The sequence below is a fragment of the Acidovorax sp. GW821-FHT09B03 genome (genome assembly GCF_059418305.1).
In genome coordinates this window covers 67,314-84,587 of record NZ_JBWKPP010000001.1, presented here as the reverse complement: position 1 = coordinate 84,587, position 17,274 = coordinate 67,314, and the positions used below count along the sequence as shown (strand labels likewise).

Here is a 17,274-nt window from a genome sequence, read left to right as displayed (position 1 = left end):
GTGTGCGGCGCATCCCGACAACTTCCCTGAGACACACCATGAGCCTGCTTTCCTCCTCCTTCTCCCGCCGTGCCGCCCTCGCCCTGGGCATGGCCGCCGCGGCCGGCCTGGCGCCGCAGTTCGCCGCCGCCCAGCAGTTCCCGACCAAGGCGGTGCGCATCATCACGCCCTTCCCGGTAGGCGGTGGCCCGGACGGCGTGGCACGCATCGTGGCCGAGAAGCTCGGCCGCGCCTGGAACCAGCCGGTGGTGGTCGAGAACCGCCCTGGTGGCAACGGCTTCATCGCCATCGACGCTTTCAAGCGCGGTGCCAAGGATGGGCACGACCTGATCGTGCTCGACAACGTGCACCTGGCCGCCTACCCCAGCCTGTTCAAGAAGCTGCCCTACGACGCCGCCAAGGACTTCGACACCCTGCTGCCGCTGTTCAAGACGCACTTCTTCTTCACCGTGGGCACGGGCAGCAAGTACAAGACCGTGGGCGACATCGTGGCCGATGCCAAGGCCCGCCCGGGCAAGCTCAACTACGGCTCCTGGTCGGTGGGCAATCCCGTGCACCTGGGCTCGGAGCTGTTCGAATCGGCCACGGGAACGCAGATGGAGCATGTGATCTTCAAGGAGACCACGCAGCTCTACACCTCGGTCGCCACGGGCGACATCGACTTCGCGCTGGGCAGCGCCGCCACGGCCGGCCCGCTGTACCGCGCCGGCAAGCTGCGCCTGCTGGCCTTTGCCGGCCCGCAGCGTTCGGCCGAATTCCCGGACGTGCCCACCGTGGTCGAAGCCGGTGGCCCCAAGGACTTCACCGTCACGGGCTGGAACGCCATCGCCGTGCCGCCCGGCCTGCCCGCTGCCGTCACCGACAAGATCAAGCGCGACATCGAGCAGGCCCTGACGGGTGCCGATGTGGCCGAGAAGTTCAAGACCTTCGGCTACGAGCAGTTCCCCACCACGCGTCCCCAGTTCTCGCAGTTCGTGAAGGACGAGAGCCAGCGCTTTGGCGACGTGATCAAGAAGGCCAACGTCTCGCTGGACTGAGCGGCCAGACAAGGAGTACGCAGCATGAGCGAATTCACCAAGACCCCCGGCTGGCTCGACTGGTACGCCGGCCCGAGCAAGCCGCGCTTCCAGGTGCCTGCGGGCGCCGTGGACGCGCACTGCCATGTGTTCGGCCCCGGTGCCGAGTTCCCCTACGCACCCGAGCGCAAGTACACGCCCTGCGATGCGAGCAAGGCGCAGCTCTATGCGCTGCGCGACCACCTGGGCTTTGCGCGCAACGTGGTGGTGCAGGCCACCTGCCACGGCGCGGACAACCGCGCCATGGTCGATGCGCTGGTGCACTCGGGCGGCAAGGCGCGCGGCGTCGCCACCGTGCGCCGTTCGGTGACCGACGAGGAACTGCAGGCCATGCACGACGCCGGCGTGCGCGGCGTGCGCTTCAACTTCGTCAAGCGCCTGGTGGACTTCACGCCCAAGGACGAGCTGCTGGAGATCGCTGCGCGCATTGCCAAGCTCGGCTGGCATGTGGTGATCTACTTCGAGGCCGTGGACCTGCCCGAGCTGTGGGACTTCTTCACCGCACTGCCCACGACCATCGTGGTGGACCACATGGGCCGGCCCGATGTGACCAAGCCCGTCGATGGCCCCGAGTTCGAGCTGTTCCTGAAATTCATGCGCCAGCACCCCAATGTGTGGAGCAAGGTCAGTTGCCCCGAGCGCCTGAGCGTGGCCGGGCCCAAGGCGCTCGACGGCGAGCAGGCGGCCTACCGCGACGTGGTGCCGTTTGCGCGCCGCGTGGTCGAGGAGTTTCCCGAGCGCGTGCTCTGGGGCACCGACTGGCCGCACCCCAACCTCAAGGACCACATGCCCGACGATGGCCTGCTGGTGGACTTCATCCCGCACATTGCGACGACGCCCGAGCTGCAGCGCCAATTGCTGGTGGACAATCCCATGCGCCTCTACTGGCCTGAGGAAGTGAAAGGCTGAAGCCATGTCCCTCGACAAACCCTACCTGGACGTGCCCGGCACGACCATCTTCGACGCAGAGCAGAGCCGCAAGGGCTACTGGCTCAACCAGTTCTGCATGAGCCTCATGAAGGCCGAGAACCGCGCCCGCTTCAAGGCGGACGAGCGCGCCTACCTTGACGGTTGGGCGATGACCGAAGAGCAGAAACAGGCCGTGCTCGCGCGCGACCTCAACTGGTGCATCCGCCTGGGCGGCAACATCTACTTCCTGGCCAAGATCGGTGCCACGGACGGCAAGAGCTTCCAGCAGATGGCCGGCTCCATGACCGGTATGACCGAGGACGAATACCGCGCCATGATGGTCGGCGGCGGCCGCTCGGCCGAAGGCAACCGCGTCATCGGCGAAGACGGCGATGCCCAGGCGCACCGCCAGCCGCAGGGCGCTGCGGGAAAGAAAGGAACCTGAACATGGCGCGCATCACCGCCTCCGTCTTCACCTCGCACGTGCCGGCCATCGGCGCGGCGCTCGACCTGGGCAAGACCCAGGAGGACTACTGGAAGCCGCTGTTCGCGGGCTACGACTTCTCCAAGCAATGGATGAAGGACAACAAGCCGGACGTGGTCTTCCTGGTCTACAACGACCATGCCACGGCCTTCAGCCTGGAGATGATCCCGACCTTTGCCATCGGCACGGCGGCCGAGTACCTGCCGGCCGACGAGGGCTGGGGCCCGCGCCCCGTGCCCAAGGTCATCGGCCATCCCGATCTCGCTTCGCACATCGCGCAGTCGGTGATCCAGCAGGACTTCGACCTGACCATCGTCAACCGCATGGACGTGGACCACGGCCTCACGGTGCCGCTGTCGCTGATGTGCGGCCAGCCCGACCCCGTGGCCGGCGCCTGGCCCTGTCCGGTGATTCCGTTCGCGGTCAACGTGGTGCAGTACCCCGTGCCCAGCGGCCGGCGCTGCTACAACCTGGGCCAGGCGATCCGCAAGGCCATCGAGAGCTACGACGAAGACCTCAACGTGCACATCTGGGGCACGGGCGGCATGAGCCACCAACTGCAGGGTCCGCGTGCGGGCCTGATCAACAAGGACTTCGACAACGACTTCCTCGACAAGCTCATCAGCGACCCCGAGGCCGCTGCCAGCATCCCGCACATCGACTATGTGCGCGAGGCGGGCAGCGAGGGCATCGAGCTCGTGATGTGGCTGATCGCGCGTGGCGCCATGGCCGACGTGGCTGGCGGCAAGCCGCCCAAGGTCGCGCACCGCTTCTACCATGTGCCTGCGTCCAACACGGCCGTGGGCCATTTGATCCTGGAGAACTCCTGACATGACTACGAACAAGACCATCAAGGTCGCCCTCGCGGGCGCCGGTGCCTTCGGCATCAAGCACCTGGACGGCATCAAGAACATCGACGGCGTGGAGGTCGTCTCGCTGGTCAGCCGCGACCTGGACAAGACGAAGGAAGTCGCCGCCAAGTACGGCATCGGTCATGTCACCACCGACCTGGCCGACAGCCTGGCCCTGCCCGAGGTGGACGCCGTGATCCTGTGCACGCCCACGCAGATGCATGCCGAGCAGAGCATCGCCTGCATGAAGGCCGGCAAGCACGTGCAGGTCGAGATCCCGCTGGCCGACAGCTTGAAGGGTGCACAGGAGGTCGTGGCGTTGCAGAAGCAAACCGGCCTAGTCGCCATGTGCGGCCACACGCGCCGCTTCAACCCCAGCCACCAGTACGTGCACAAGAAGATCCAGGCGGGTGAGTTCAACATCCAGCAGATGGACGTGCAGACCTACTTCTTTCGCCGCACCAACATGAACGCCCTGGGCCAGCCGCGCAGCTGGACCGACCACCTGCTGTGGCACCACGCTGCCCACACCGTGGACCTGTTCGCCTACCAGGCGGGCAGCCCCATCGTGAAGGCCAATGCCGTGCAGGGCCCCATCCACCCTGCGCTGGGCATTGCCATGGACATGAGCATCCAGCTCAAGGCCGCCAATGGCGCGATCTGCACGCTGTCGCTGTCGTTCAACAACGATGGCCCGCTGGGCACCTTCTTCCGCTACATCGGCGACACGGGCACCTACATCGCGCGCTACGACGACCTGGTCAACGGCAAGGAGGAGAAGATCGACGTGAGCCAGGTGGACGTGTCGATGAACGGCATCGAGCTGCAGGACCGCGAGTTCTTCGCTGCCATCCGCGAGGGCCGCGAGCCCAACTCCAGCGTGGCCCAGGTGCTGGCCTGCTACCAGGTGCTGCACGACCTGGAGCAGCAGCTTCAATAACAGCGATTCCTTCGTTCGATTCAACAGCGCCCGCAGCCTGTACGCTGTGGGCGTTTTTCATGGAGCAATGACCAGCATGCAGACACGCAAACTCGGCCCCTTCGACGTCAGCGCCATTGGCCTGGGGTGCATGAACCTGAGCCACGCCTACGGCGCACCGGTCTCGCCCGAGCAGGGCGAGCGGGTGCTGCTGGCCGCGCTCGACGCGGGCGTGACCCTGTTCGATACGGCCACGCTCTACGGCTTCGGCGCCAACGAAACCTTGGTGGGCCGGGTGATGAAGCCGCACCGCCAGCGCTTCACCCTGGCCAGCAAATGCGGCATGCAGGGCGTGGACGTGGCCGGCGACGGCAAGCTGGTGCGCGTGATCGATGGCCGCCCCGCCACCCTGCGCCAGACCTGCGAGGACAGCCTGCGCCGCCTGCAGACCGATGTGATCGACCTGTACTACCTGCACCGTTGGGACAAGCAGGTACCCATCGAGGATAGCGTGGGCGCGCTGGCCGACCTGGTGCGCGCGGGCAAGATCCGCAGCATCGGCCTGTCCGAGGTATCGGCGGCCACACTGCGCCGCGCGCATGCGGTGCACCCCATCGCTGCCGTGCAGACCGAGTATTCGCTGTGGACGCGCAACCCCGAGATCGCGGTGCTCGACGCCTGCCGCGAGCTGGGCGTGGCTTTCGTGGCCTTCAGCCCGGTGGCGCGCGGCTACCTGTGCGGCGGGCTGACCGATGTCTCCACCCTGGACGCCAAGGACATCCGCCGCGCCATGCCGCGGTTTGCGCCCGAGGCCTATGCCGCCAACCTGGCGTTGCTGGAGGGGTATGTCGCGATTGCGCGCCAGGTGGGCTGCAGCCCCGCGCAACTGGCATTGGCCTGGCTGCTGCACCAGGGTGGGCACATCATCCCGATTCCGGGCACGACGAGCGTGGAGCACCTGCACGACGACCTGGGCGCAGCTGGCGTGCAGCTCGACGCAGCGACGCTGGTCGCGCTCGACCAGGCCATCAACCAGCAGAACGTCGTGGGTCCCCGCTACAGCGCGCAGAGCGCGAGCGAGGTGGACACCGAGACATTCGCCTGAGACGTTGCAACGCCCCGCACCATGGCAGGGCGGGCGCGATCAGCGGCGTGCCTGGGTGTCGGTGTGCAGGCTGATCTGGTCGGTACCGGAGCTGGCCGCGCGGATGTTGGTCGCCAGCATGCGCGTGCGTGCCGCGCTGGTGGCGGCCTCTGCACGCAGGGCTGCCATGTAGGCGATGTGGTTGGTTTCCGCCTCGTCGCTGGTCTTGCTCCAGATGCTGTTGGCCTGGGCCAAGGCGTCGGTGGCCTGCTTCAGTTCCAGGGCCGCATGGCGGGCCACAGCCGGGTCGGCGCTGGCGGTACTGACCGCCGTGCGGGCCCTTTCGAGGGCCATGGACGGCGCGGTGGCGCAGGCGGACAGAAACCCTACGGCCATCGCGCTGATGGCGAGAACGGTGGTGCTTCGAAGCATGGGATGCATGGTGGCTGTTTCCTTGAAGACGCTTTTGGGCGTGGTCTGCATCGGATCCATATGTAACAGATGCATATGACCCGCCCGTGGCAGAAATTGAACAGCAAAACCTGTGCCGCCCCGCATGGGGCTTACCCTGGTGGGGTATTGCCGTTACCAGCGTCCGGCGCCTGCACCATGCCGATGCGCCCCAGGCACGGCGCCAAATGTTACATGTGGGTAAATGCTTACTTAGATGCATCCACCTCTTCGGGAAAGGCGCTGGCCAGGCGATCGGTCTGCTGTTGCGGGGTTCGCGAATGCAAAAGACCGCGCGGCGTGAGCGGCGCGGTCTTGGTGGCATCGCTGGGCGGAACCCCGCCCAGGGCTGTGGCGTCAGCGGCCCCTGAGGTTGCCCTTGTCGTCGGCAATCACGATCTCCACGCGGCGGTTCATGGCCCGGCCCTCGGGCGAGGCGTTGTCGGCCACCGGGTAGACCTTGCCATAGCCGCGTGCCGTGATGCGGCCCGCGTCCACGCTGCGCGCCACCAGCGCATCGCGCACGGCGCCGGCCCGGCGTGCCGACAGTTCCTGGTTGTAGGCGTCCGAACCCACGCTGTCGGTGTAGCCCTCGATCAGCAGCTTGCGCTCGGGGAATTGCTGCAGAAAGCTGGCCAACTTGTCGAGCCGCGGCGCGGCCTGGGGCGAGAGCTCGGCCTTGTTGAAGGCAAACAGCACGTCGCCTAGCGTCACGATCAGGCCGCGTTCGGTCTGCAGCGCTTCCATCTCGCGCAACTGGGCCTCCAGCAGGCGCACGCGGTCCTGCGCTGCACTTGCCTGGGCCAGCGCGGCATTGGCCTGCGCCTGCTGCTGGGCGGCGCGCTGTTCGGCGCTCAATGCCTGTGCCTGGGCGATTTGCGCATTGCGCGCCTGGGCGTCGGCGCGCAGGCGGGCCTCATCGGCCTCGCGGGTGCGTGCCTCCAGGCGGATGCGGTCGGCCTCGGTGCTCGCACTCTGGATGCTCGCATCGAGCATGCGGGCGCGTGCCGCGTTGTTGGCGATCTCGGCACGCTGCGTGGCGATGTAGGCCAGGTGGCTGGTCTCCGACTCGTCGTGCTTGTCGGCCCACAGGCGGTCGGCGCGCAGCAGCGCATCGCTGGCCTGCTTGAGCTCCAGCGGCGCGTACTGCGCAACGGCTGGGTCGGAACTGGCGCGGCCGACGGCCAGGCGCGCCTGTTCCAGGGGCACGGAGGGGGCGGTGCTGGCGCAGGCGGCCAGCAGGCCCGCGGCGATCAGGCCGGAGGCGAGGGCGGAAGTGCGGCGAAGAATGGGATGCATGGTCGGGATTCCTTCAAGATTCGGTGGTCGTCGCTGCCGTGGTGGCATGCATGGGCTGCGGTGCTCAGCGTGCGGGTGCAGCGCGGCGGTTGATTTCTTCCTGCAGCGCACGGATGCCGTCCTGCACCTGGGCCAGGTTGCCGGCATTGCGCTCCGCGTCGGCGCGGGTCTCGGCCACGCGGGCGTCCACCTCGGCCTCGGCAGCCAGGCGGCGCGCGGCGGTGTAATCCTGTGCGCCCATGGCCTTCTCGGCGGCCATGAGCTTGTCGCGGGCGCGCTGCAGTTCCACGGGGGCGGTGGCGGTCACGGCCGGCGAGGCCGACACGCGGGTCAGCGTGGTGCGGCTCACGGCCATCTGTTCGGTGGGTGGGGGGGTGGAGGAGCAGGCCGCCAGGGCGCCCAGGGCGAGGGTGGCGACGGCGATGCGGATGGGTGCGTATGAATGCATGGTGTTCTGAACTCCTAGGAGGGGGTGGGATCGGCCTTCCCCGAGATGCCGGCATGCCGGGCGAGGAGGCGACCAGGAGACGCTGCTGGTTCAGGTGCATTGTTCGCGCTGGGGTCGCCATGGCGCGTAGGCCCCGCCACAGTTCGCCTGTGGGCGAGGTCTTACACCGGCTTACGTGCGCGGGCGCAGCGGCACCCGGGGCGCGTCAGGGCAGGTTCTCTCGGAACACGACCTGGCTGCGCGTGGTCTCCACGCCCGACAAGGCCGACCGCCCGTCTCGCAGGTTGGCGAAGATGCGCACGCAGCTCGTGATGGTGCTGAGCGGGTTCTGGGTGATCACGGCGTCCATGCTGCCGTCGATGAGCTGGGCGCGCGTGTCGGGCGTGAGGCCATGGCCGATGAACACCACCTTGTGCTGCATGCCGCACTCCTGCAGTGCGCGGGCGATGCCATCGGAGGCGCCGCCGATGTTGTAGATGCCGGCCAGATCGGGGTGGCGCTCGAGCAGGGTGCGGGTCTGGCGGTAATTCTTCTCGGAGTCGTCGAGACCTTCGCGCAGGCCCACCACGGTGAGCTGCGGGAACAGCTCTTCGAGCACGTGCAGGAAGCCCGCCTCGCGCTCCTGGTGCGCCGCGTAGCGCAGGCTGCCGGCCACCAGCGCCACCTTGGCGGCACGCGCGCCGATGAAGCGGCCGATCAGGTAACCCGCCGTGCGGCCCGCCGCCCGGTTGTCCAGGCCCACATAGCCCACGCGCTGCGAGTTGCCCAGGTCCGAGATCACGGTGACCACGGGCACGCCGCGCTCGGCCAGCGTGGCCACGGCCTCGCGCACCTGGGGGTGTTCCAGCGCCATCATGACCAGGCCGTCGTAGCGCTTGCCGTGGTGCAACAGCGCCTGGGCCAGGGCCTCGGGGTTGAAGCTGTCCACCGTTTCGGCGCGGCACTTGACGTGGAACGGTGCCCAGTGCTCCTGCGAGTAGCTGACCATGTCGCCCAGCATGGTGAGAAAGCGGCTGGTGTTGCGCGGCAGCAGGAACATCACGCGCAGGGGCGCTGGCGCCAGCGTGGCGGCCAGGCCGTCCGCCGGCAGGTAGCCCAGCTCGCCCGCGGCCTGCACCACGCGCTGCGCGGTGGCCTGGCGCACGCCGCCGCGCCGGTTGAGCACCCGGTCCACCGTGGCCGTGGAGACACCGGCCAGCGTGGCGACCTCGGCCACGCCGGGCAGGGCGCGGCTCACGGTCGGCCTCCGAAGCCATCAAAAACCATCATGTTTGGCGATTGGTGCATCACGGGCCCGAGGCTATCGTAAGAGCCCACCGCATGCCAGAGGGCGGCGGTCAAGACAAGGAACAATGATGGAGACAAACAACAAGCGGCTCGCGGGCCGCGTGGCCCTGGTGTTCGGTGCCGGGTCCGACGGGGATGGCTGGGGCAATGGCAAGGCCGCTGCGGCGGCCTATGCGCGGGCCGGGGCCCAGGTGGTTGCGGTGGACCGCGACGGCGCCGCGGCCGAGGTGACGCGCGACACCATCCGCGGCGAAGGCAATGAAGCCCTTGCCGTGCGCGCGGATGTCACGCAGTGGAACGAGGTGCAGGCCGCCGTGCAGGCGGCGGTGCAGGCCTATGGCCACATCGACATCCTGCACAACAACGTGGGCATCACCTCGCAGGGCGGGCCGGTGGAAACCTCCGAGGACACCTGGGACCGGGTGATGGCGGTCAACGTCAAGAGCATGTTCCTGACCTGCAAGGCCGTGCTGCCGCTGATGCAGGCGCGGCAGTCGGGCGCCATCGTCAACATCGGCGCGCTCGGCGGCGTGCGCTGGACGGGCTATGCCTACTGCGCCTATGCCGCGTCCAAGGGGGCGGTGAACTCCTTCACGCAGAGCGTGGCCCTGCAGTACGCGGCCGAGGGCATCCGCGCCAACTGCATACTGCCGGGCGTGATGGACACGCCGCACATCTACCGCCAGATCTCGGGCTTCTACGCGAGCCACGAGGAGATGGTGGCCGCACGCCACAAACTCTCGCCCACGGGGCGCATGGGCGATGGCTGGGACGTGGCCAACGCCGCGGTGTTCCTGGCGTCCGACGAGGCGCGCTACATCAACGGCGTGGAGCTGCTGGTCGACGGCGGCATGCATGCGCGGTGCAATTGAAGCGTCAAATTTCCATCAAAAGCCATCAGATTTCTGATTTGCGCGGGGCGCAGACCACCGATAAGGTCAGCCCTTGAAAGAGCCGCCCCGCGCGTGCCCCTTCCAACGATTCCATAAAGACAGGAGACAAAGACCATGGCCCATTCGAATCCCTCTTCCTCGCGCCGCAGCCTGCTGCGCGGCCTGTGCGCACTGCCTGCCGCATCCGTCGCGGGCGCCTGGCCCGGGCTGGCCAGCGCCGCCGCGCCGGAGTACAGCTTCAAGTTCGGCAACAACCTGCCCGTGTCGCACCCGCTCAACGTGCGCGCCAACGAGGCGGCGGCGCGCATCCTGGCCGAGAGCAAGGGGCGGCTCGAGCTCAAGGTCTTTCCCAACAACCAGCTCGGTGGCGACACCGACATGCTCTCGCAGGTGCGCAGCGGCGGCCTGGAAATCTTCAACGCCGGCACCATGGTGATCGCCACGCTCGCGCCCATCAGCGCCATCACGGCCGTGGGCTTTGCCTTCGCCGACTACGACCAGGTCTGGAAGACGGTCGACGGCAAGCTCGGCGACAGCATCCGCGCGGCCTTCGCCAAGGTGGGCCTGTACACCTTCCCGCGCATGTGGGACAACGGCTTCCGTCAGGTGACCACCAGCACCAAGGCCGTCAACAGCGCGGCCGACCTGGGCGGCATGAAGATCCGCGTGCCGGTGAGCCCCATGGGCATCTCGATGTTCAAGGCCCTGTCGGCATCGCCGGCCAGCCTGCAGTTCAGCGAGGTCTACTCGGCCCTGCAGACCAAGGTGGTCGATGCGCAGGAGAACCCGCTGGCCATCGTGCAGACCGCCAAGCTCTACGAGGTGCAGAAGTTCTGCTCGGTCACCAACCACAGCTGGGACGGCTACCACATGGTCGTCAACGGGCGCGCCTGGCGCGGCCTGCCGGACGACCTCAAGCTCATCCTCGGCCGGGCCTTCGACGAGGCAGGCTTGCAGCAGCGCGCCGACCTGAAGAAGCTCAACGAGACGCTGCGCGGTGACCTCACGGTCAAGGGCATGGCCTTCAACGACGCCAGCCCGCAGAGCTTTCGCGAGCAGCTGCGCAAGGCCGGCTACTACTCCGAGTGGAAGGGCAAGTTCGGCGACGAAGCCTGGGCGCTGCTCGAAGCCTCCGTCGGCAAGGTGTCCTGATGCTGGCCGCTGCCGTGCCCGCGCCCGTCCCCACGGGCTGGCGCACCACGCTCGACCCGCTGGACCGCGGCATCGGCGTGGTGGTGGAGTCCGCCGCAGCGTTGCTGGTGCTGGTGGAGATCTGCCTGCTGTTCTGCGGCGTGGTGTCGCGCTATGTGTTCCATGCGCCGCTGGTCTGGTCGGACGAACTGGCTTCCATCCTGTTCCTGTGGCTGTCCATGCTGGGCGCGGTGGTGGCGCTGCGCCGCGGCGAGCACATGCGCATGACCGCCTTCGTGGGCAAGGTGCCGCCCGCGGCGCGTGCCTACCTGGAGGCGCTGGCCATGGCCGCGTCCTTCGCCTTCCTGCTGCTCATCCTGCACCACGCCTATGAGTACGCGGCCGAAGAGGCCGTGATCGTCACGCCGGCGCTGGAGATCAGCAACGCCTGGCGCGCCTCGGCGCTGCCGGCCGGCATGGCCCTGATGCTGCTGGTGTGCACCCTGCGCATGCTGCGCGAGGGCGGCCTGGCGGTGATGCTGGCGGCCGTGGCCACGGTGGGGGCGCTGGCGCTGGCCTTCTGGCTCGCGCAGCCGCTGTTCCCGCCGCTGGGCAAGCTCAACCTGGTGATCTTCTTCGTCGTGGTGGTGGCCACCTGCGTTTTCGCGGGCGTGCCCATCGCTTTCTCGTTCGCGCTGGCCACCTTCGGCTACCTGGCGCTCACCACGCGCGCTCCCATGCTGGTACTGGTGGGGCGGCTCGACGAAGGCATGTCGCACCTCATGCTGCTGGCCGTGCCGCTGTTCATCTTCCTCGGTGCGCTGATCGAGATGACCGGCATGGCGCGCGCCATGATCCAGTTCCTGGCCAGCCTGCTGGGCCACGTGCGCGGCGGGCTGTCGTACGTGCTGATCGGGGCCATGTACCTGGTCTCGGGCATCTCGGGCTCGAAGATCGCCGACATGGCGGCCATTGCGCCCGTGCTCTTTCCCGAGATGCAAAAGCGCGGCGCCAAGCCCGGCGACCTGGTGGCGCTGCTGTCGGCCACGGGCGCGCAGACCGAGACCATCCCGCCCTCCATCGTGCTGATCACCATTGGCTCGGTCACGGGCGTGTCCATCGCGGCGCTGTTCACAGGGGGCATGCTGCCGGCCGTGGTGGTGGGCGCCTGCCTGTGCGCCGTGGTCTGGTGGCGTTACCGGCGCGAAGACCTGTCGCAGGTGCAGCGCTTCGGGCGTGCGCAGATCGTGCGCTTCCTGGTCACCGCATTGCCGGCCATCGCCCTGCCCTTCGTGATCCGCGCGGCCGTGGTCGAGGGCGTGGCCACGGCGACCGAGGTCTCCACGATCGGCATCGTCTACGCTGTGCTGGTGGGCCTGTTCATCCACCGCCAGTTCGACTGGCGCCGGCTGCGGCCCATGCTCATCGAGACTGCCTCGCTCACGGGCGCCATCATCTTCATCGTGGGTTGCGCCACGGCCATGGCCTGGGGGCTCACGCAGTCGGGCTTCTCGCGCGACCTGGCCGAGGTGATGAAGCAGCTGCCCGGCGGCGCCTGGGGCTTCATGGCCGTGTCGATCATTGCCTTCGTGGTACTGGGCAGCGTGCTCGAAGGCATCCCGGCCATCGTGCTGTTCGGGCCGCTGCTGTTCCCGATTGCCAAGGCCGTGGGCATCCACGAGGTGCACTACGCCATGGTCGTGATCTTCGCCATGGGCATCGGCCTGTTCGCGCCGCCCTTCGGTGTGGGCTACTACGGCGCCTGCGCGATCAGCAAGGTGCACCCCAACGAAGGCCTGTCCCACATCGGCGGCTACGTCATGGCGCTGTTCGTGGGTCTGGTCATCGTGGCCGCGATCCCGTGGTTCTCCACGGGGTTCCTGACCAAATAACGCAATTCATCCAACCCCCTGGTCCGGCCGCCCTGCATGCCGGGCCCTCCTTCCCTTTCTGAAAGCAGCAAACCATGAGCCGATTCTTTGGTGAAATCCGCCAGGTGGCCTACCTCGTGCCCGACATCGAGGCCGCCATGGACTACTGGGCCAATGTGCTGGGCGTCGGGCCCTGGTACTACAACCCGCGCGTGCCGATTCAAAACTACACCTACCGTGGCGAGCGCCATGAGCCGCACAACTCGGTGGCCCTGGCCAATGCCGGCGGCGTGCAGATCGAGCTCTTGCAGACGCGCAACGACGTGCCTTCGATGTACCGTGACTTCCAGCAGGCCGGCCATGTGGGCGGCCAGCACGTGGCCTACTGGACGGAGGACTTCGACGCCGACCTCGCACGTGCCGAGGCCGCGGGCTTCAAGGTCTGCATGAGCGGCGAGGTGGGTGTGAACGGCCGCTTCGTGTACTTCGAGGACGGCAAGCACCCGGGCCTGCACCCGGGCGCGCTGATCGAGCTGTCCGAAGTGGCCGGGCCCAAGGGCCGGCTGTTCACGCTGATCCGCGAGGCAGCCAAGGACTGGGACGGCGAGGACCCGGTGCGCCCCTTCCCCGATCTCAACACCCTCTGATCCCATGGACGCCGAGCATTTCGAAGCCCGCTACCTGATCGAGACGCCGCTGGACCCGGCCCATGTGGCCGAGGTGCTTGCGGGTGAACAGTCCTGTGGCACCTTCACCCGCGTGGAGGGTGAGACCGATGCGCTGCGCGAGCGTGCGCGCGCCACCGTGCAATCCATCGAGGAACTCGAATCCGTGGCCGCGCCCAGCCTGCCCAATGGCTGGCTGGAGCGCCGCGCCGCGGCCGGCAGGCCGCTGGCCGGGCCGTTCCGCCGGGCGCGGCTCACGGTGCGTTTTCCGGTGGCCAATGTGGGCGCCAATCTGCCCACGCTCGCGGCCACGGTGTCGGGCAACCTGTTCGACCTGGGCGAGGTCACGGGCCTGCGGCTCGAATCGCTGCACCTGCCGGCGGAGTACCGCCGGCGCTTCGACATGCCGCGCCAGGGCATCGCGGGCACGCGTGCGCTCACGGGGGTGCAGGGGCGCCCGCTCATCGGCACCATCGTCAAGCCCAATGTGGGCCTGTCGGCCGAGGAGACCGGCGCGCTGGCCGCGCGGCTGTGCGCGGCGGGCGTGGACTTCATCAAGGACGACGAGGTCTGTGCCGACCCCGCGCACGCCCCGCTGCAGGAGCGCGTCCGGGCCGTGATGCGCGCCGTGCGCGCGCACCAGGACCGCACGGGCAAGCATGTCATGGTGGCCTTCAACATCACGGACGAGACCGACGCCATGCGCCGCCATGCCGACCTGGTGCAGGCCGAAGGCGGCAGCTGCGTGATGGCCAGCCTCAACTGGTGCGGCTACTCAGCCGTGCAGACCCTGCGCCGCCACACACCGCTGGCGCTGCATGGCCACCGCAACGGCTATGGCGCGCTGTCGCGGCATCCGCTGCTGGGCTTTTCGTTCCAGGCCTGGCAGACCCTGTGGCGCCTGGCCGGGGTGGACCACATGCACGTGCACGGCCTGCAAGGCAAGTTCTCGCAGACCGACGACGAGGTGGTCGAATCGGCCCATGACACGCTGGCCCCGCTGGCACCGGGGCTGGATGACGCCGTGCTGCCCGCCATCTCCAACGGCCAGTGGGCCGGCACCGTGCCGCTGACCTGGGAGCGCCTGCGCAGCACCGACCTCCTGTTCATGTCGGGCGGCGGCATCCTGGCCCACCCCGATGGCCCTGCCGCGGGCGTGGCAAGCATCCAGCAGGCCTGGGAGGCCGTGGCGGCGGGCACGCCGCTCGATCACTTTGCGCAGAATGCGCCCGAACTGCAGTGCGCGCTGGGCTTCTTCGGCTCCAAGGGCTGAGCACACCATGATGGCTGCATCCACTGCCCGCCTGGGCTGGTATGGCGACGATTTCACCGGGGCCACCGACACCCTGGCCACGGCCGCCCAGGCGGGGCTGCGGGCCCTGCTGTTCATGGGCGTGCCCACGGCCGCGCAGCTGCGGCGCGCAGGGCCGCTGGACGCCATCGGCATCGCGGGCGCCGCACGCGCAATGGACCCTGAGGCCATGCGTGCCGAACTGGAACCCGTAGGCCGCTTCTTCGCGCAGATGCGCGTGCCGGTGCTGCACTACAAGGTGTGCTCCACTTTCGACAGCGCGCCGCACGTGGGCAGCATCGGCGTGGCTGTGCACACCCTGCGCCAGCATGTGGAAAACCGCTTCGTTCCCATCGTCGGCGGCCAGCCCAGCCTGGGGCGCTACTGCGTGTTCGGCCACCTGTTCGCGCGTGCCGGGAGCGATCCGGCGGTGCACCGCATCGACCGGCACCCCACCATGAGCCGCCACCCGGTCACGCCCATGCAGGAGAGCGACCTGCGCCTGCACCTGGCCCAGCAAGGCCTGCAGCCGGTGCCCGGCATAGACTACCCGCTGTATGCCCAGCCGCTGGCCCGGCAGGAGGCGGTGCTTGATGCCACCCTGGCAGAGCGCCCTGCCGCGGTGCTGATGGACGCCAGCCGGCCCGATGACCTGCAGGCCGTGGGCCAGCTGGTGTGGCGCCGTGCCCAGCAGGCCAGGCTGCTGGCGGTGGGGCCGAGCAGCGTGGTGCAGGCGCTGGCGACGCAGTGGCCCCATGCGGCAGCGGCGACGGCAGCGCCGTTGGCGCCCGCACCAGGGCCTGTTTTCGTGCTGGCGGGCAGCCTGTCGCCGGTGACGGCGCAGCAGGTGCGCGCTGCGGTGTCCTACGAGCAGGTGTCCGTCGATGTGGCAGCCCTGGTGCACGGTGGCGAGCACGCAGTCAGGGCCCTGGCGGAGCACCTGGGAGCCCTGCTGCAGGCCGGCCGCAGCGTGCTGGCGGTGACTGCGGGCAGCGCCGCGCACGGTGCCACGGCCCACCAGGTGGCCCAGGCCGGCGGCCGGTTGCTGGCGCAGGTGCTGGCGCAGGTGCCGTTGCGCCGCATCGGCATCGCCGGGGGCGATACCTCCAGCCTGGCGGTGCAGGCGCTTGCGGCCTGGGGCCTGTCGTACCGGGCCTCGCTCGCGCCCGGTGTGGCGCTGTGCCAGCTGCACAGCGAGCACCCGGCGCTCGATGGCCTGGAGATCATGCTCAAGGGTGGGCAGATGGGATCGGACGATCTTTTCGAGCGGCTGCTGCACGGTGACGGCGCCTGAGCCCGCGGGCGAGATGAAAAAGACCTGCAGCCCTTGCGGGCCGCCGGCTTGGCGTTGTCGCCTTGTAAGTACGCAAAATCATGGGCATTGGGCTGCCTGCGCGAAAGTCGAGAGGTACCCCAGGCGCTGCACCGTCGGTGTGGTATGAGGCTGGTAGAGATAGACGCTGGGCTGGTCGGCGGTCTGCACGGCTGCATCGGCCCCGAGGCAGAGCGCGCCGTTGGCATAGCAGCGCAGGTAGAACGGCGAGGCGGTGATGGTCGTTGTAGGACTCGTCAGGATGGAGCGGAAGGAGTTTTCTGCCCAGTCCAGCACGCAGTCCGTCGGCTGGGCCAGGCCGGTGCCCATCACTGTGCGGGTAACGGCGGCTGCACCGCGAACTGGGAACACTAGGCGTGCCAGGCGGGAACCCGGCTGCTTGGGTGAAAAGATCACCAGGGTGGAGCACCCCTGGCCCGGTTGTAGTATGGCGTTGCTGCAACCATCTGAGCCGCCCGGAATCGTAAAGTCGGCAGGTGCAATGGTCGGGCACCCCAGCGCCGCACAGGTAACCAGGGCACCGTCCACGCCGGCCGTACCCAGCTGCACCGCTGTGCTCGCGCGGTTGAAGACCGAGAAATACTGCGTCGCAAACGTGGAGTTGAGCGCCGCCTTGCCGAAGGTGTGGTCCTGTGGGGGATCGGAGATCAACACGTCCTGGGCTTGTGCCGACACGGATGCCAGCGACAGAAGGGCCATTGCGGCCAGCGACTTGCGGGAGATCAGGGGTGGGATCATGGCAATTCCTTGAGAAGAATTCGGGAAAAATGGCAAGCGTGCCTTGGCCATATGGCGGCGTCAAGTCGTTTGCCGCGCGCCAGCGCCGTAGATTGCGCCAGCAGATGCATTGTGGAGCGCCGCTTTGGCCGTCGATAGAGGGAATGGGACCTCGCCAGCGCGCACTGCGGGTCCGGCCCCGGGGTTTGCATCGCGGACAGAATCACCGGCATTGGGTCGCTTGCTCAGCTCCGAAAGATCTCCAAGGCGGTGCAGCGGGGGGCCTGTGGCTGGTTTACACGTCCTTCAGGTTGAGGTCGTCCGATGCCATATCAGCCCCCAGGCACAACGTGCCGTTAGCGTAGCAGCGCAGGTGGCACAGCAAGACCGTGAACGTGCCGATGGGTGTGGTCAATACCAGCGAAAGGTCTTTCGGTCCATTCGAGAATGCAGTTGATGCTGGGTGCGACGCCCGTGCCGAGCGACGATGCGAGTCCTAGTCGCCGAACCATCGCGCAAAGGGAAGATCAATTGCGAGAGCCGTGCACCCGGTTCCTTGGGCGAAA

General features: G+C 68.1%; 17 protein-coding genes. 12 read left to right on the top strand and 5 right to left on the bottom strand.

What is annotated here, in order from left to right; translation table 11 throughout:
- Window positions 1-38: 38 nt before the first annotated feature.
- The 6 genes from AC07PA_RS00410 to AC07PA_RS00385 all read left to right on the top strand — a co-directional run bounded on the left by AC07PA_RS00410 (window position 39) and on the right by AC07PA_RS00385 (window position 5,344).
- On the top strand, window positions 39-1,037 hold the full coding sequence (locus tag AC07PA_RS00410; protein ID WP_494604024.1) for a Bug family tripartite tricarboxylate transporter substrate binding protein: 999 nt from the start codon (window positions 39-41) through the stop codon (window positions 1,035-1,037).
- A gap of 24 nt (window positions 1,038-1,061) precedes the next feature.
- Entirely contained in the window at window positions 1,062-1,985 is a 924-nt protein-coding gene (locus tag AC07PA_RS00405) for an amidohydrolase family protein (RefSeq protein WP_007849946.1), read from the top strand.
- 4 nt (window positions 1,986-1,989) lie between these two features.
- On the top strand, window positions 1,990-2,430 hold the full coding sequence (ligA, locus tag AC07PA_RS00400) for a protocatechuate 4,5-dioxygenase subunit alpha (protein ID WP_494604026.1): 441 nt from the start codon (window positions 1,990-1,992) through the stop codon (window positions 2,428-2,430).
- 2 nt (window positions 2,431-2,432) lie between these two features.
- The gene (locus AC07PA_RS00395) at window positions 2,433-3,299 is read left to right on the top strand and encodes a class III extradiol dioxygenase subunit beta (protein WP_007849959.1); all 867 of its coding nucleotides are present in this window, start codon (window positions 2,433-2,435) and stop codon (window positions 3,297-3,299) included.
- Window position 3,300: 1 nt separating this feature from the next.
- Complete coding sequence (locus AC07PA_RS00390; protein WP_007849961.1) at window positions 3,301-4,260, top strand: Gfo/Idh/MocA family oxidoreductase; 960 nt, start codon at window positions 3,301-3,303, stop codon at window positions 4,258-4,260.
- Between the two features lie 76 nt (window positions 4,261-4,336).
- Window positions 4,337-5,344 (top strand): aldo/keto reductase, encoded by a 1,008-nt coding sequence (locus tag AC07PA_RS00385; RefSeq protein ID WP_494604029.1) that lies wholly within the window; start codon window positions 4,337-4,339, stop codon window positions 5,342-5,344.
- 39 nt (window positions 5,345-5,383) lie between these two features.
- Here AC07PA_RS00385 and AC07PA_RS00380 read toward each other — a convergent pair whose 3' ends face one another.
- The 4 genes from AC07PA_RS00380 to AC07PA_RS00365 form a co-directional block, all read right to left on the bottom strand.
- Entirely contained in the window at window positions 5,384-5,764 is a 381-nt protein-coding gene (locus tag AC07PA_RS00380) for a DUF4398 domain-containing protein (RefSeq protein WP_494604031.1), read from the bottom strand.
- A gap of 366 nt (window positions 5,765-6,130) precedes the next feature.
- Window positions 6,131-7,072 carry an OmpA family protein gene (locus tag AC07PA_RS00375; protein ID WP_494604033.1) on the bottom strand — a complete coding sequence of 314 codons (942 nt, stop codon included), beginning with the start codon at window positions 7,070-7,072 and terminating at the stop codon, window positions 6,131-6,133.
- A 64-nt stretch (window positions 7,073-7,136) separates the two neighbouring features.
- On the bottom strand, window positions 7,137-7,520 hold the full coding sequence (locus tag AC07PA_RS00370; protein ID WP_494604035.1) for a DUF4398 domain-containing protein: 384 nt from the start codon (window positions 7,518-7,520) through the stop codon (window positions 7,137-7,139).
- A gap of 205 nt (window positions 7,521-7,725) precedes the next feature.
- Window positions 7,726-8,757 (bottom strand): LacI family DNA-binding transcriptional regulator, encoded by a 1,032-nt coding sequence (locus AC07PA_RS00365; protein WP_007849966.1) that lies wholly within the window; start codon window positions 8,755-8,757, stop codon window positions 7,726-7,728.
- A gap of 118 nt (window positions 8,758-8,875) precedes the next feature.
- Here AC07PA_RS00365 and AC07PA_RS00360 point away from each other — a divergent pair, with 118 nt between their 5' ends.
- The 6 genes from AC07PA_RS00360 (at window position 8,876) to AC07PA_RS00335 (ending at window position 15,952) form a co-directional block, all read left to right on the top strand.
- Window positions 8,876-9,679 (top strand): SDR family NAD(P)-dependent oxidoreductase, encoded by an 804-nt coding sequence (locus tag AC07PA_RS00360; RefSeq protein ID WP_007849967.1) that lies wholly within the window; start codon window positions 8,876-8,878, stop codon window positions 9,677-9,679.
- A gap of 135 nt (window positions 9,680-9,814) precedes the next feature.
- The gene (locus tag AC07PA_RS00355) at window positions 9,815-10,852 is read left to right on the top strand and encodes a TRAP transporter substrate-binding protein (protein ID WP_494604038.1); all 1,038 of its coding nucleotides are present in this window, start codon (window positions 9,815-9,817) and stop codon (window positions 10,850-10,852) included.
- Entirely contained in the window at window positions 10,852-12,723 is a 1,872-nt protein-coding gene (locus AC07PA_RS00350) for a TRAP transporter large permease (protein WP_494604040.1), read from the top strand. Before AC07PA_RS00355 ends, AC07PA_RS00350 begins: the two co-directional genes overlap by 1 nt.
- 74 nt (window positions 12,724-12,797) lie before the next feature.
- A complete protein-coding gene (locus AC07PA_RS00345) occupies window positions 12,798-13,349 on the top strand; it encodes a VOC family protein (protein WP_007849975.1) in 552 nt (183 codons plus the stop codon).
- Between the two features lie 4 nt (window positions 13,350-13,353).
- Window positions 13,354-14,640, top strand: coding sequence for a ribulose-bisphosphate carboxylase large subunit family protein (locus tag AC07PA_RS00340; RefSeq protein ID WP_494604042.1), 1,287 nt, complete (start codon window positions 13,354-13,356; stop codon window positions 14,638-14,640).
- 7 nt (window positions 14,641-14,647) lie between these two features.
- A complete protein-coding gene (locus AC07PA_RS00335) occupies window positions 14,648-15,952 on the top strand; it encodes a four-carbon acid sugar kinase family protein (protein WP_494604044.1) in 1,305 nt (434 codons plus the stop codon).
- A 78-nt stretch (window positions 15,953-16,030) separates the two neighbouring features.
- Here the strand turns inward: AC07PA_RS00335 and AC07PA_RS00330 are convergent, their stop codons facing one another.
- Window positions 16,031-16,729: a hypothetical protein gene (locus AC07PA_RS00330; RefSeq protein ID WP_007849983.1), complete on the bottom strand. Its 699-nt coding sequence runs from the start codon at window positions 16,727-16,729 to the stop codon at window positions 16,031-16,033.
- Window positions 16,730-17,274 lie beyond the last annotated feature (545 nt).